The 14,329-nt window shown below is 70.7% G+C and carries 13 protein-coding genes; 11 read left to right on the top strand and 2 right to left on the bottom strand.

All coding sequences use genetic code 11. The features are described from left to right. Positions 1 to 108 precede the first annotated feature (108 nt). The 7 genes from casB (at position 109) to OG329_RS22060 (ending at position 7,708) form a co-directional block, all read left to right on the top strand. Positions 109 to 825 carry a type I-E CRISPR-associated protein Cse2/CasB gene (gene casB, locus OG329_RS22030; protein WP_405797437.1) on the top strand — a complete coding sequence of 239 codons (717 nt, stop codon included), beginning with the start codon at positions 109 to 111 and terminating at the stop codon, positions 823 to 825. A gap of 105 nt (positions 826 to 930) precedes the next feature. Beyond that, positions 931 to 2,118, top strand: a complete 1,188-nt coding sequence (gene cas7e, locus OG329_RS22035) for a type I-E CRISPR-associated protein Cas7/Cse4/CasC (RefSeq protein WP_405797439.1) — start codon at positions 931 to 933, stop codon at positions 2,116 to 2,118. Next, positions 2,115 to 3,098 (top strand): type I-E CRISPR-associated protein Cas5/CasD, encoded by a 984-nt coding sequence (gene cas5e, locus OG329_RS22040; RefSeq protein WP_405797440.1) that lies wholly within the window; start codon positions 2,115 to 2,117, stop codon positions 3,096 to 3,098. Before cas7e ends, cas5e begins: the two co-directional genes overlap by 4 nt. Before the next feature lie 89 nt (positions 3,099 to 3,187). Next, positions 3,188 to 3,892, top strand: coding sequence for a type I-E CRISPR-associated protein Cas6/Cse3/CasE (locus OG329_RS22045; RefSeq protein ID WP_405797442.1), 705 nt, complete (start codon positions 3,188 to 3,190; stop codon positions 3,890 to 3,892). A 13-nt stretch (positions 3,893 to 3,905) separates the two neighbouring features. Beyond that, complete coding sequence (cas1e, locus tag OG329_RS22050) at positions 3,906 to 4,919, top strand: type I-E CRISPR-associated endonuclease Cas1e (protein WP_405797444.1); 1,014 nt, start codon at positions 3,906 to 3,908, stop codon at positions 4,917 to 4,919. An 83-nt stretch (positions 4,920 to 5,002) separates the two neighbouring features. Next, the gene (gene cas2e, locus OG329_RS22055) at positions 5,003 to 5,317 is read left to right on the top strand and encodes a type I-E CRISPR-associated endoribonuclease Cas2e (RefSeq protein ID WP_405797446.1); all 315 of its coding nucleotides are present in this window, start codon (positions 5,003 to 5,005) and stop codon (positions 5,315 to 5,317) included. 708 nt (positions 5,318 to 6,025) lie between these two features. Beyond that, positions 6,026 to 7,708, top strand: coding sequence for a hypothetical protein (locus tag OG329_RS22060; protein ID WP_405797447.1), 1,683 nt, complete (start codon positions 6,026 to 6,028; stop codon positions 7,706 to 7,708). A gap of 65 nt (positions 7,709 to 7,773) precedes the next feature. Here OG329_RS22060 and OG329_RS22065 read toward each other — a convergent pair whose 3' ends face one another. Then, entirely contained in the window at positions 7,774 to 9,123 is a 1,350-nt protein-coding gene (locus tag OG329_RS22065) for a protein kinase domain-containing protein (RefSeq protein WP_405797449.1), read from the bottom strand. After that, positions 9,120 to 9,863, bottom strand: a complete 744-nt coding sequence (locus OG329_RS22070; protein ID WP_405797451.1) for an FHA domain-containing protein — start codon at positions 9,861 to 9,863, stop codon at positions 9,120 to 9,122. The genes OG329_RS22065 and OG329_RS22070 overlap by 4 nt, the downstream gene beginning before the upstream one ends. A gap of 335 nt (positions 9,864 to 10,198) precedes the next feature. Here OG329_RS22070 and OG329_RS22075 point away from each other — a divergent pair, with 335 nt between their 5' ends. The 4 genes from OG329_RS22075 (at position 10,199) to OG329_RS22090 (ending at position 14,140) form a co-directional block, all read left to right on the top strand. After that, positions 10,199 to 11,128, top strand: coding sequence for an ABC transporter ATP-binding protein (locus OG329_RS22075; RefSeq protein ID WP_405797453.1), 930 nt, complete (start codon positions 10,199 to 10,201; stop codon positions 11,126 to 11,128). Then, positions 11,128 to 11,964 (top strand): ABC transporter permease, encoded by an 837-nt coding sequence (locus OG329_RS22080; protein ID WP_405797454.1) that lies wholly within the window; start codon positions 11,128 to 11,130, stop codon positions 11,962 to 11,964. The genes OG329_RS22075 and OG329_RS22080 overlap by 1 nt, the downstream gene beginning before the upstream one ends. 104 nt (positions 11,965 to 12,068) lie before the next feature. After that, positions 12,069 to 13,472 carry a sensor histidine kinase gene (locus OG329_RS22085; protein WP_405797455.1) on the top strand — a complete coding sequence of 468 codons (1,404 nt, stop codon included), beginning with the start codon at positions 12,069 to 12,071 and terminating at the stop codon, positions 13,470 to 13,472. Next, positions 13,469 to 14,140, top strand: a complete 672-nt coding sequence (locus tag OG329_RS22090; protein WP_405797456.1) for a response regulator — start codon at positions 13,469 to 13,471, stop codon at positions 14,138 to 14,140. The genes OG329_RS22085 and OG329_RS22090 overlap by 4 nt, the downstream gene beginning before the upstream one ends. Positions 14,141 to 14,329: the final 189 nt, after the last annotated feature.

Consider the following 14,329-nt stretch of genomic DNA (forward strand, 5'->3'; position numbering starts at 1 on the left):
CACGTCCGAACACACCGGCCGACCGCCCCGTACAGCGTGGAATCGCTGTCGCGTGCCACGGCCGGGCCGTACACACCCGCTCGACAACAAGCAGTAAGGGACTCACCGATGAGCCTTTCCGACGAGAGGAACACCGCCCCGCCTCGGGAAGCCGGGACGGACCCGGCGCCACGCCACCCCGCGCTCGCCGAATGTGACGTGTTCGTCGGCCGAGTACGTGAGGCGTGCGCCAATTCCGGTACGCAGCAGGCACTTCGCCGCGGACTGGCCAAGGACGTGGACGAGGTCCCTGCCCGCACACACGCGGCGCTGCTGCGCAACGGTCTCGTTCCCGACGCAGCCGGCGGAGCCACACGCCGTGCCTACTACGCGGTGGCCGCGCTGATCGCGGCGCGTCCCCGCGCCGAACGGGACCTGGACACCGCGACACGGGAAGCCGCGAGCGACGACCCCGCCCAGGCGGAGAGCCAGGCGGACACCCAGGTGGACAACCCGGCGGACGAACCCGACGGTCGGCCCCGCTTCACCTGGGGGACCAGCCTTGGTGCCGGCCTGGCACAGGCTGTGACACGCGGGGGCCAGGAAGCGGTCAAGGAGGACGGCGTCGAGTCACGGCTGCACCTGCTCGTGCGGCAGGAGACCGACGGGCTGCATCGCATGCTGCCCGCCGTACTCCGCCAACTCGGCTCGGCCGGGCTCATGGCCGACTACGGCCGACTCCTCTACGACGTCCGGCGCTGGCAGTACGACCGCGATACGACGGCCACTCGCTGGCTGGAGGACTACTACCGCGTCCTGCGACGAGCGCGCCAGACGCAGAACTGAACATCGCAGGCATCGTGCGCATCGCGCATCGCGCATCGCGCTCGTCCCGGCCCTTTTCCTGCCGCTCACCACCCTTGTCCACCGCACAGAACCAGGAACCACACCATGACGACGAACGGAACCGCCACCGTGACTACGGTGGCCGAGGCCGACCCCGGCAGTCCCCGTCCCCGCTTCCTCGACCTCCATATCCTCCAGACGCTCCCGTTCAGCAACGTCAACAGGGACGATCTGGGTTCACCGAAGACGGTTACCTACGGCGGCGCCACCAGGACCAGGGTGTCCAGCCAGGCATGGAAGCGTCCCACGCGCCTTGCCGTCGAGACCCGGATCGGTGAGCGGGCTCAACGGACCCGGCGGCTTCCTCTTCAGATCGCCAAAGCCCTGATGGAACGAGGCTGGCCCGAGGATCTGGCCGAACTCGCCGGCGCCCAGGTCATCCGGTCCACCGAGTCCAAGCTGGGCCTGGACAAGGGGGACCGGTCCACGGCGTCCCTGCTGTTCCTGCCCGATACGGCGGTGGGATCCTTGGTCACCCTCGCCGAAGAGAGCAGGGACAAGCTCGCAAAGGCCCTGGGCACGAAGGCGGCGGAGAAGCCCCTGCTGCCCAAGGAGCCCATCCATGATGTTCTGCGGTCGCGCAACGGCTCCATCGCGCTCTTCGGCCGGATGCTCGCCGAGATTCCCGGGGCGGGGGTCGACGGAGCCGTACAGGTGGCCCATGCCTTCACCACTCACGGCACCTCGGTGCAGGCCGACTTCTTCACGGCGGTGGACGACGTCGACCAGTGGGCCACGGACGCGGGAAGCGCCCATATGAACACCGCTGAGTACAGCAGCGGCGTCTTCTACCGTTACGCCACCCTCGACCTCCACGACCTGGCCAAGAACATCTCGGACGCCGACACCGCACGGGAGCTTGCCACCGAGTTCGCCACCGCGTTCATCCAGAGCCTTCCGTCCGCGAAGAAGACGTCGACCGCTCCTCACAGCATCCCGGACCTCGTTCACGCCGTCGTACGCTCCGACCGGCCGGTGTCGCTGGCAGCCGCCTTCGAGGAGCCGGTACGGGCCAAATCCACCGGGTGGGGGCGGCCCTCGCGCGTCGCCCTCGACGCCTACGCGGCTCGGGTGGGGAAGCTGCTGGGTACCGCCGGGGTCACTTACGGCGCGTACGCGAGTGTGGATGACGACGAGTGGCAGGGGCTCGGGACCCGGGTCGACTCCTACACCGCGCTCGTGGACGGCGCTGTGTCCGCCGCGTGGCCGAAAAGCGGGAGCGACCTGTCGTGAGCGGCTTCCTGCTGCAACTCGGCGGCCCCCTCCAGTCGTGGGGCGAGCACAGCGCCTTCACCGACAGGGATACGGTGTCCCACCCCACTCGTTCGGGGCTCATCGGCATGATCGCTTCTGCCTTCGGCATTCCCCGTGACCAGGCCGTCGTGGATGTGACGGATGTGACGGATGTGACGGACGCCGAGGGGGGCTCCGCGCAGCCCACGGCGTTCGGGCGTTTGACCCGTCTGCGATTTACGGTGCGGTGCGACCGGCCCGGTACCCGGTTGCGTGACTTCCACACGGTCGGCGGAGGCTACCCGGCCCACCGAACGGTGCCGACAGCCAAGGGTGGTCGACGCGGCCCTGGCATGACCACCATCGTTTCGCACCGCGGCTATCTCTCCGACGCCGTCTTCACCGTCGCCGTCACAGCTCCGGACGATCCAGGTCTCGCGGCCGAATGCGCGCAGGCGCTCGCCGCCCCACGCTGGCCGCTCCACCTGGGGCGACGATCCTGCCCCCCGGGTGCGCTGTTCCTGCTGCGCGCCGAGGTGCCGGATCCCGTCCGTGAGCTGGGTGCCGTCCCGCTGGCCCGGCCCCGGCCGGGTTTCGTACGCCCTGGGGACGACGAGCCGGGGGACGCAGCCGACGTACCTGCCACGGTCGTGGTGCGGTTCACGGCGGACACGCCATTTCCGCCCGACTTCGGCGCCGAGTTCTCTGCTGAATCGGCGCCCGCGCCGCCCGCGCCGCCCGCGCCGTCCGCGCCGTCCGCGCCGTCCGCGCCGTCCGCGCCGTCCGGCAGATCGTCGGTGAGCACGCTGAACGACGAGCCGGTGCGGCTGATGTCCCGCGACCGGGTTTACCGCAGCCGACCGGCGTACGCGACGAGTCGCCGTCTCCCGGCAGATCTGTGCGCGGGGCACGGCCTCGCCTACATCGACCGCCTCGACAAGTATCTCCACCCGTCCCAGCCCGAACGGAACGTGCCGTGACCACCACTACCGCAGCGCCCGCGACATCTGCCCCGCCGACAGGAAGCGCGTGGCTCACCCGGCTGCGACTCAACCCCGCCAGTCGGCCGGTGCAACGCGACCTCCGTAACCCCGTCGCTCTGCACCGCCGCGCGATGAGCCTGGTGCCGGACGGGCTCGGCGAAAGCCCGCGCGCTCAGGCCGGTGTGCTGTTCCGGCTCGACACGGACGGCACCGGAGCTCCGGTCCTGCTGGTCCAGAGCCGCGTCGCTCCGGACCAGACCCGGCTTCCCCAGGGATACGCGGAAGTCCATGCCAGGGAGATGCAGGCCCTCTTCGGCGCGCTGCGCCCCGGGCTCGTCGTGCGCTACCGGCTTCTCGGCAACACGGTCCGCCGGTGCGGTCCCAACAGCACGGCGGGCAGGTGGAAACAGGCCATCGCGCTGCACGGCGAGGATGCCGACCGCTGGTGGACGGAGCGCGCGACGGCCGCCGGTCTGGCGCTTCGTACGATCCTCTCCGATTCGGCGGACACGCTCAGCACATGGCACGTGGACGCCCGCGACCCAAGCGCCGTGCGGAGCAAGGAGGAAGAGGGCGGCGAGGTCCCGTCGGCAGCGGCTGCCGGCGTGGTCGGTGGACGCCGCTCACGCGAAGGGCAGGTGCTGGTGCCCCGTCAGGCCACGCGGTTCGAAGGGACCGCGGTCGTGCGCGACGCGCAGTCGCTGCGGAACGCGCTGCTCAACGGCATCGGCCGCAGCAAGTCGTACGGGTGCGGGCTGCTCAGCCTCGCGCCCGGCGGCCAGGAGGGGTGAGGCGACGCACGCCATGACCGACTCCAACGACTCCCGCTCTCCACACGACAAGGGCACAGCGCGCCGCCGCATCGCCGCACCCACGCTCGCCATGCTTCCCCGGGTGGGCGACTCCCTGTCGTTCCTCTACGCGGACGTGGTCCGTATCGTCCAGGACGACACCGGGGTCTGCGCCGAGACGACCTCCGCGGACGGCGAGACGACTCGCGTCTACTTGCCGACATCGGCTCTGTCCTGCGTACTTCTCGGCCCTGGAACCTCCATCACCCAACCCGCCATGGCCACCTTCGCCCGGCACGGCACCACAGTGGTGTGCGCGGGATCCGGCGGTGTCCGCTGCTACTCCGCGACCACGTCCGACGCGCTCAGCACACGGTGGCTCGAACACCAGGTTCACCAGTGGAGCGACCCCGAACGCCGGCTCGCGGTGGCAAGGCAGATGTACCTCATGCGTTTCAACGAGGCCGTCCCTGCGGCGACGCCGCTCAACACGCTGCGTGGCCTGGAAGGACAGCGCGTCAAGGCTCTCTACCGGCTCCTCGCCCAGCAGCACGGCATCGGCCGGTTCCGGCGCAACTACGACCCTGCGGCGTGGGACGACCAGGACCCGGTCAACCTGGCCCTGTCCTCCGCCAACACCTGCCTGTACGGCATCGTGCACGCGGCACTCGTCGCCCTCGGCTGCTCACCGGCGCTCGGCTTCGTACATCAGGGAAAGCAGCACGCCATGGTGTACGACATCGCCGACCTCTACAAAGCGGAACTCACGATCCCGCTGGCGTTCTCCCTCCACGACTCGACCCACCCCGAGGCCATGGCTCGCCGAGGTTTCCGCGAAGGGCTCCGCCTCTACAAGCTGATGCCGAGGATCGTCCGGGATGTACAGGCTCTCCTGGCACCGGGCGAGGCGCAACCATTGCCGGACGGGAATGCGGTGGAGATGGTCAACCTCTGGGATCCGGACGCCGGTTCCGTTCCGGCGGGCGTCAACTACGCCCGGCAGGCGGACACATCCCTGGAGCCCTGACCAGCCAGACGCGGTGAGCCCCACGCATTCGTGAGCCGCGGCTTCAACGACACTTCTGCCCGCCCCGAGGAAACCGGTGACTCATGCCGTCCATGACGGTTCTCTCCACCACATCCGTCCCTGACCACGTCCGCGGCGCACTCACCCGCTGGATGATCGAACCCACCCCCGGCCTGTACGTCGGGACACTCTCGGCCCGCGTCCGCGATGAACTCTGGCGTGTGGTCAGCGCTTCGATCGGCCCGGGTGCCGCTGTACTTATCCACCCGGAGGCGAACGAACAGGGCTACGCGCTCCAAACGGCCGGCGAACGCCGCAGAGCATTGGCTGATTTCGACGGTCTGACCCTTGTCGCCTTCCGCCCGGAGGAGTACGAGGAAATGGCAAACCGTTCCTAACCCAGTTTCAGGAGAGTGCTCGCTGCGGGGGCGGGACCACATGTCCCTACGCTCGTGGAGACACCGCCGGGCCGCCGGAGCACCCCCGCCTGCGCGGGAACACGCCTGCGCCCGGCGGTACCGCGGCGCCCTTCACCGGAACACCCCCGCCTGCGCGGGGAACACTCCCTTCCGGTCAACCGCCGCACAGGTCAGGACGGAACACCCCCGCCTGCGCGGGGAACACCCTTCCCGAGCTGCGGTGTTAGAAGGGCTTTGCCGTTGCTTGACTGAAGCTTGTCCGCATACCTCCATGGTGGCAGAGACAGATTGTGAAGTGGCCGCCCCCGGGAAACGAAGATTGCGTGGGCGCATTCGCCTGCCGCCAAATGACGCGGGGAAACCCCTGCCGACCCGTCACTTAATGCCTCGATCGGTTCCGGCCCGTGGGCCCCGGGGGCCCACGCGGGCCCAGGCAAGCGGGTCGCTGGTCGGCGTCGGTGAGGGTGGGGTGCGCGGGGGAATCGGGTGGCGGGGAGGGCTTCGCGGCCGTACGGGGAACTTCAGGCGGTCTTCCGGGAGTCGCTGGTCAACCAGCAGATGAACGCATGCCGGTTCGGTCGTTCTGACGCCTCGACTGGGTCCGTGGGCCCTGCCCTGTGGGCCCTGACCTGTCCTTACGCTGCTCGCGCTCGGGGGTGGGCGACAACCGCGTGAGGTGGAGAACAGGTGCTGAAGGTCCGTAAGTTCCAGTGGTGGCAGTGGCATCCGCACGAACGCGGAGGGCGGGACCCGCTTCACCGCGACCGGGGGCAGAGCGGCGCGGAGTACGCGGCGGTGTTCGGGATCGTCGCCATGATCGTGGCCGCCATCGTCGGGCTGAGCCTGCCCGAGGAGGAGGCGACCGGGCTCAAGAGCGCGGTGTGCCGGGTCCTGCACCCCATGAGCGGGGACGAGGCGTGTGCCACCGGCGACTTCGCGGACGGTGGGGACGGGGGAGAGGGCGGCGGGGGTGGTGGCGAGGGCGGGGAGCCCTTCGTACCCAACGGAGACCCGTTCGAGCCCGCGAGGTGCCTGCTGTCCCAGGATCAGACCAAGACCACGATCGTGGTCCAGATCCTCTTCATCAAGATCAGCAGTACGGAGACGGTCAAGCTCCAGCAGTGGTCCGACGGGACCGTCACCCTGGAGCGGGTCAAGGAAGCGGGCGCGGGGGTCACGGCCAGCGTCTCCGCGGGTATTCGGGGCCTCGAGGACTGGGGCGGCAGCGCCAAACTGAGCGGTACGTACATGGCGGGCAGCGGCAGCGGCGGTCAGTGGCTGTTCTCCGGGAACAAGACCGGTGACCCGCAGAAGGATCTGGAGCTGAATCTTGAGGACGCCAAGAAGTTCACCGAGTATCTGAAGGCGCAGGACGACTGCAACTCGCGCTCCGGACGGTCCGAGTTGCAGATGATCTGCAGCTACCACGCCGGCAACAAGAAGCCCGACCTGCCGCCGGAGCGTGCCCCCGACGTCGACATCACCAAGACCTCCGTCGAGGCGTCCGGCAACGCCAACTTCGGCGGAAAGTTCAAGAGCGGCGGCAAGGGCGGCAAGGACTCCGGCGACGGCCCCAAGGACCTCGGGAAGATATCCGGCGAGCTGGCCAACGGCACGATGACCGAGGACGTCGTCGTCATGCGGGCACACTCCGGACCGAACGCCGGGAAGGTCACCTTCGTCTACACCTTCACCGTCAAGGGGGCGGGCGGCGCGGGCGGGATCGCCACGGGCGAGCGGATGCAGCAGGTGGCTGTCACCTACGACGCGGCGACGTACGACCAGGAGGAGGCGGACGGCAAGGCGCACCGCCCGGAGAAGCTGGTGATCACCACCAGCGAGGAGGCCGGGGGTGGCGGCGGCGTCAAGGTCGAAGCAGGCGCCAACGCCGGTCCCGTGACGATCGATGTCGGCGGCGGTGGCGGATCCACCCAATCGCAGATCCATACGGAGACGGCCGAACTGGTCCTGGACAACGACGCCGACAGCGTCCTCGTGGAGGACTGGCTGCGCGGGAACGGCGACCAGCCCGCGAAGAACCCGTTGCCCTCCCCCACGGACGCGGCCAAGGTACCGGGCCCGGACGCGAGCCCGCTCGAACGGCTCCTGTACGAGAAGGGGAAGCTCAGCAGGCTCGACTACAACGCCAACACCGACTGGTGGAACGCCTCACTGGGCATCGGTTTCGGTATCTCCGCCGGGCAGTTCACCCTGGGGTTCAAGCTGTTCGGGATCGACATCACGCATGAGGAGAAGTCGCAGACGATCACCGGAAATCCCACCTACGCCACCGGGCCCAAGAACGGCGGCGCCCGCCCGTGGGTGGACTGGAAGAACTGCAGCAAGGTCAAGCCCATCCCCACGGCGTGACGGCGTGAGCGCGCCGCGGACGGCACAAGCCCCGGCGCGAGGGTGCGAGGGTGCGAGGGTGCGTATCAGGACTCCCCGCCCTCGCGCAGCGCGCGCCAGGTGTCCGGGCCGACCATCCCGTCCGCGTCCAGGCCCGCCCGCTTCTGGAAGGTGACGACGGCTCCGTGGGTCAACGGGCCGAAGTCGCCGTCCACTTCGCCGACCTCCTCGATGCCGTGCAGATATCTGAGCAGGCACTGCACCTCTCTGACCTGGCTGCCGCCGTCTCCCTGCTTGACGGTGAAGTCCCAGGTGCCACTGTGACCCGCCATATATCCGCCGCCGTGGGCCGCGTCCTCGTACACCACCGGCTTCTCGCAGGTGGGTGGCGCCGCGACGGCCGGCGGCGACTCCCACGGGCTCGCGTACGCCAGACTCGCCGCCCCCACCACGGCCGCCGTGAGCGCCGCCACCAGCGCCGGGCGCCGGCTCCGGGGCCGCAGCCTCGGCAGCCGGGGTGAGCGGGAGGTGCCCGCCGCTTCCTCCACCCGGCGCAGCAACTCGAGGGTGGCGGCGGCGCGTTCGCCGTGGGCCGGGGCCAGACAGTCGCGCAGGATGCTTTGCCAGGCGTCGGCGAGCGCGGGGGACAGGCGCAGTTCCTCACGGCCGTGCGCGTAGCGCATCGCCGCGTCGGAGCGCGCCTCCGAGGTGCCGCCGGGCAGCGGGAACTCCCCCGTCAGGACCACATGCGCGAGGACCCCGAAGGCCCACACGTCGGCGGACGGGCGGATCCGCGTCCCGCGCTCGTCGACCTCGGGCCACAGCAGTTCGGGCGGTGTGTAGTCCGGGGTGGAGAAGGCGGGCGTGTACGCGTGGGTGCCCTGCATCTCCGCGGCCATGTTGAAGTCGGCGAGCCGGGCAGAACCGTCCGCCATGAGCAGTACGTTGGCCGGCTTCAGGTCCCCGTGCACCCACCCCGCGTGGTGCAACTGCCGCAGGCCCTCGCAGATCTGCGCCAGCAGCGCGGGTCCGGACCGCGGGGTCGGGGTCCGGGCCAGCAAGGCGTCCAGGGAGCCCTCGGCCCGTTCCAGTACGAGGACGGTCGAGCCGTCCAGTTCCGGACGGTCCGGGTCGTCGACGGTCAGCGTGTCGTACATCCGGATCAGCCGGGGGGAGCGCAGCCGCCGCAGTAACCGCACCTCGCGTTCGGCCAGGTCGCGCAGGTGGTGCAACTGGCGCGGGGTGCGGGTGCCGGTGGGCAGGAACTTCAGCGCCACCCGGTGCGGCAGCCCGCCGCCACTGCCGCCGCCGTCAGAGGTACGGAGGACCCCTTCGTAGACCGTGGCGAACGCCCCCGACGCGACCGGCTCGCGGACCTCCCACGGCCCGATCCGATAGCCCTTCGGCACGGGGACCACGTACGGCCGCGCCGTCATCGCGCCGCCTCGGTCGGGACCGGCGCGAGCACCACGAGGTCGTCCTCGCGCACCAGGTCGAAACGGAGGGCCAGCGAGGCCAGGGACTCCTTCTTGCCGTGCGTGCGCCGGCCGGGCACGGCCGTGTCCGGGCCCGGTCTCAGCCGCAGCTTGACGGACAGATAGTCGATGTTCCAGTAGACGGCGGAGCGGCTGACCTTGGGCCAGCTCGGGCGCAGCCGCTCCACGATCTCCTCGACGGCGGGCAGCGGGGCGCTCAGCTCACCGCGCAGCCGCCGCTCGCACAGGGCGGCCAGGACCGCGAAGTACCGTTTCGTGCGGTCCAGGGCGAACGCCGGGACGGTGCCGGCCCCCTCCAGCCCCCGGCGCTCCGCGCTGCGGAAGGCGTGCCGCGGCGCCCATACGTCGAAGGCGAGCAGATCACCCGCGGCGGGCAGGGTCACCCGCGACAGCTCGAACGGCACGGGCGCGTCCACACGCCCCGGCGCGACCTTGACATGCTCGCCGGCGCCCTCCGGGTTCTCCACCACGTAGGTCTGGTCCTCGCTGAGATTGCTCAGCAGCCAGAACGTCCGGTGCGCCGTGATCTCCCCGGCGATCCGGGGCACCCCCGCGTGCGCGATGACCAGTGCGCCGGCCCTGCATTCGGCCCTGCCGAACTCGACGCGCTCGCCGGCGCCGATCCGCAGTTGTTCGGCCACTTCGCCGCACGACGGCGGCACGATGATGAGGCTGTACATGGAGTCGTCCCCCTCCCCCGATCGCTCGGGGCCAACCTTCCCCAGTCCAACAACGGGCAGCGTACGGGAGGCGTTTGGGAGCGGACGAGGCATTCGTACGGCTCGGCGGGTCGCGCCCGGCGCACGGTGCGTGGACCGGTCGGCGCCCCGCCGTCGCCGGGAGGTTCGTGCGCCCCCCGGTCTCGAGGATGAGCGCGCACTGGTACCGGGGTACCAGTGCCGCGCCGAAGTGGCACCCGCGGTCCCAGGGAGCGGGCTCCTGCCGCTCGTACCTTCGTAAGTGCAGGTCGCGGGCGGTACGCGGCCCGCGTTCGAGGAACGAGAGGACCGAGTAAATGATCGAGGCACGTGAGCTGACCAAGCGGTACGGGGACAAGACGGTCGTCGACCAACTGTCCTTCACCGTGAAGCCCGGCGAGGTGACGGGCTTCCTGGGGCCGAACGGCGCCGGAAAGTCCACGACGATGCGCATGATCGTCGGTCTGGACGCCCCCACCGCCGGTTCCGTCACCGTCAACGGGCGCCCCTACGACCGCCATCCCGCGCCGTTGTGCGAGATCGGCACCCTGCTGGACGCCAAGTCCGTCCACCCCGGGCGCAGCGCGTTCGGCCACCTGATGGCGCTCGCCCACACGCACGGGATTCCGCGCCGGCGGGTCGACGAGGTGATCGAGCTGGCGGGTCTGGGCAGCGTGGCCCAGAAGCGGGTGGGTGCCTTCTCGCTCGGTATGGGCCAGCGGCTGGGCATCGCCGCGGCCCTGCTGGGCGACCCGGCGGTGATCCTGCTGGACGAGCCGGTCAACGGTCTCGACCCGGAAGGCGTCCTGTGGGTGCGCAATCTGCTGTCGGGGCTGGCCGACGAGGGCCGTGCCGTGATGCTGTCCTCGCACCTGATGAGCGAGATGGCGCTGATCGCCGATCACCTGGTGATCATCGGGCGCGGGCGGCTGCTCGCGGACAGCTCGCTCAAGGACTTCACCCACCAGGCCGGGGGCGGCGGGGTGAAGGTCACCAGCGACGCGGCCGTGAAGCTGCGGGAGCTGCTGACCGCACCGGGAGTCACCATCAGCTCCCCCTCCGCCACGGAACTGGTGGTCCACGGGTGGACGACCCGGGACATCGGGCTGGTCGCGGCCCAGTACGGCATCGCGCTCGAGGAGCTGACCCCGCAGTCCGTCTCGCTGGAGACGGCCTTCATGGAGCTGACCCACGACGCCGTGGAGTACCAGAGCGCCCCCGTGGGCGCCGATCGGAAGGCAGCCTGATGGCCCCCGTCACGCTCACCCCCGTATCCGCCGAACCCCGCGTATCCGTCGATCGCAGCGGGTGGAAGGTGACCGGCCGGCGGGTACTGCGCTCGGAGTGGAGCAAGTTCTGGTCGCTGCGCTCCAGTTGGGTCACGGTCGCCTCCTCGGTCCTCGTGATGATCGTGTTCGGCGTGATCGCCGCAGCCGTCTACAAGCCCCCCACCGGCGGCTCGGCCGGCGCCGGGGCGCCGGATGCCGTGAGCCTGGCCCTGGTCGGCGCGTCCATCGCCGGGCTGATCGTCGGCGTGCTCGGCGTGATGATGTCGGCGGGCGAGTACAGCACCGGCATGGTCCGCTCGACGTTCGCCGCCGTGCCCCGGCGCCGACTGGTCCTGGCGTCGAAGAGCGCCGTGATCGGCTCGCTGGTGCTGGTCCTCACCACGCTCGGCGCGCTGATCTCCTTCGGCCTCGGCAAGGCGGGTCTGCACGGCGAGAAGATCGCGATGGCGGTGGGCGACGAGGGTGTCATGCGCAGCCTCGCCGGTGCCGGTGTCTACCTCGGGCTGTTCGCCGTGCTCGGTGTGGCCCTGGGATCGCTGGTCCGCTCCACCTCCGGGAGCATCGCCGCCCTGGTCGGTGTCGTGCTGCTGCTGCCCGGTCTGACGGCGGTGCTGCCCGGAGACCTCCAGGACTCGGTCGATCCCTACCTTCCGGGCAACGCCGGTTCGGCCATCTACGCCCTGCACAAGGGCGCGGACTCGCTGTCGCCCGGCGCGGGCCTCATGGTGTTCGCCGTGTGGGTGGCCATCGCCCTGACCGCCGCGGCCGTCCGGTTGAAGCGGACCGACGTCTGACACGTCTGACACATCTGACACGTCTGACGAGCAGGGTGACGAGCAGGGCGACGACGGGGGCGATGACAGAGATGACAGGGATGACAACGGTGACAATGGGGTCCATGCGCCCCGACCGCGCGGCCACCACCTCCGCCGCAGACCAGCCCCCCTTGCCGGCACCGCCGCCGCTCGGGTCCGAGGGCGCCTCGGGCCACCCGGTCCTGGGCGGTCTGCTGCGCCTCGGCCACCGCCTGCGGGAGCTGGACGGGCGGTATCCCTGGCTGCTGAACACCGCGGTGGTGCTGTGCGTCGCCGCTCTGAGCCTGCCCGACCTGCTCTCCGGCGGCACGAACACCGGTTACGAGGAAGTCGGGGCCCGCGACCGGCTGCCGGACGCCGTCCCGTACCTGGTGACAGCCGCGTTCGTCGTACCGCTGTGGTGGCGCCGCCGGGCCCCGGCCGTCGTGTTCGGCGTGACCGTGGCGGTGTCCCTGGCGCAGATGGGACTGGGCCTGGGGAATTCGGCCGTCATCAGTTCGCTGGTCGCCCTGTACGCCCTGGCCCGGCACGGCTCACTCGTCCTGCTGGGCTGGGCCGGCGCGGTGTTCGTCGCCGACAGTCTGCTGTGGACCTTCGTCAGGGTGCCCGCGGACCACCGGGTGAGCGAGCTGATCTCCGCGCTGGTGGCGGCGGTCGCGGTGATCGCCAGCGGTCTGACCGTACGCACCCGCCGGATGTATCTGACGGCGCTGGAAGACCGGGCGAGGCGCCTGGACATAGAGCGGGATCAGCGCGCCCGCCTCGCCGCAGCCGCCGAACGCACCCGCGTCGCCCGCGAGATGCACGACATCGTCGGCCACAGCCTGTCCGTCATGGTCACCCTCGCCGACGGCGCGGCGACCCTGGCCACCCGCGACGACGAGCGTTCGGCTCCGGCCCTGCGCATTCTGGGCGACACCGGCCGGCAGGCCATCGGTGAGCTACGGCGCGTCCTGGGCATCCTGCGTGACGACGAGGGCGAGACGGACCCCAGGCTCAGCCCGCAGCCCGGCATCGGCGACCTGGACGCGCTCCTCGCCCGGATCCGCGCGGCGGGCCTCGCGGTGACCTACCGCACCACCGGCCCCCTCGGCTCGCTCGGCAGCGGGCTGCAACTCGCCGTGTACCGCATCGTTCAGGAGGCCCTGACCAACACCCTCAAACACGCCGGTACGGCCGCCGGCACGGAGGTCACCGTGACGGCCGACGCGGGCACCGTACGTATCCGGGTCACCGACACCGGCAGGCCGCCCGACGCGCCGGGGCCGTCGCCCGCGCTGGTCGCGGCGGGGGCATGGGCGCGGAGGGCGCCCGACGAGCCGAACTGGCCCGGCCAGGGCCTGATCGGCATCCGCCAGCGCGCCGCGCTCTACGGCGGCACCGTCACCATCGGCCCACGTGACGACCGGCCCGGCTGGATCGTCGACGTCGAACTCAACGACACCAGCGATCCCGCTCACCGGACGCAGGACGGACCCGCGCTATGACCACCACCGTGCTGATCGTCGACGACCAGCCCCTCCAGCGCCTCGGCTTCCGCATGCTCCTCGAAGGCACCGCCGGTGTGACCCCGGTCGGCGAGGCGGCGCACGGGGCCGAGGCCGTACGCCTGGTGGCCGAACTGCGCCCGGACGTCGCCCTCATGGACATCCGTATGCCCGGCATGGACGGGCTGGAGGCCACCCGCCGGATCGTCGCCACCGGCGGGCGCACCCGCGTCCTCATCGTGACCACCTTCGATCTCGACGAGTACGCGTACGAAGGGCTGCGGGCCGGAGCCAGTGGCTTCCTGCTCAAGAACGCCCACCCCGAGGAGCTGGTGGCGGGCATCCAGGCGGTGGCCACCGGCGACGCCGTCGTGGCGCCGAGCCTGACCAGGCGCCTGCTGGACGCGTACGCCCATCAGGTACTCGCGCCGGGCGACCGCGCGTCGTCCGAGGACGCCCGGCTGCACGCGCTGAGCTTCCGCGAACGCGAGGTGCTGATCGCGATCGGCAACGGATGGACCAACACCGAGATCGCCGAACGCCTCGTCCTGTCCGAGTCGACCGTGAAGAAACACGTCAGCCGGGTCCTCGCGAAGATCGGTGCGCGTGACCGCATCCAGGCCGTGATCCTCGCGTACGACGCCGGGCTCGTCCGGCCCAAACACTGACCGCCGACTGCTGAGCGCTCCCCACCGACCGCTTCCCCCTCGACCGCTTCCCGCCCCACCACGGGACACCCCACCGCGCGCGCCCGTTCCGCCGTCAAGTCACCGCGTCCGGCCGGTCGCGGTGCCTGCCCACGCCCACGCCTACGCCCACGCCTCGTCTCGTCACCCCGCCGGATGAACACTGGGAGA

This window comes from Streptomyces sp. NBC_01506 (assembly GCF_045040295.1).
Lineage (GTDB): Bacteria > Actinomycetota > Actinomycetes > Streptomycetales > Streptomycetaceae > Streptomyces.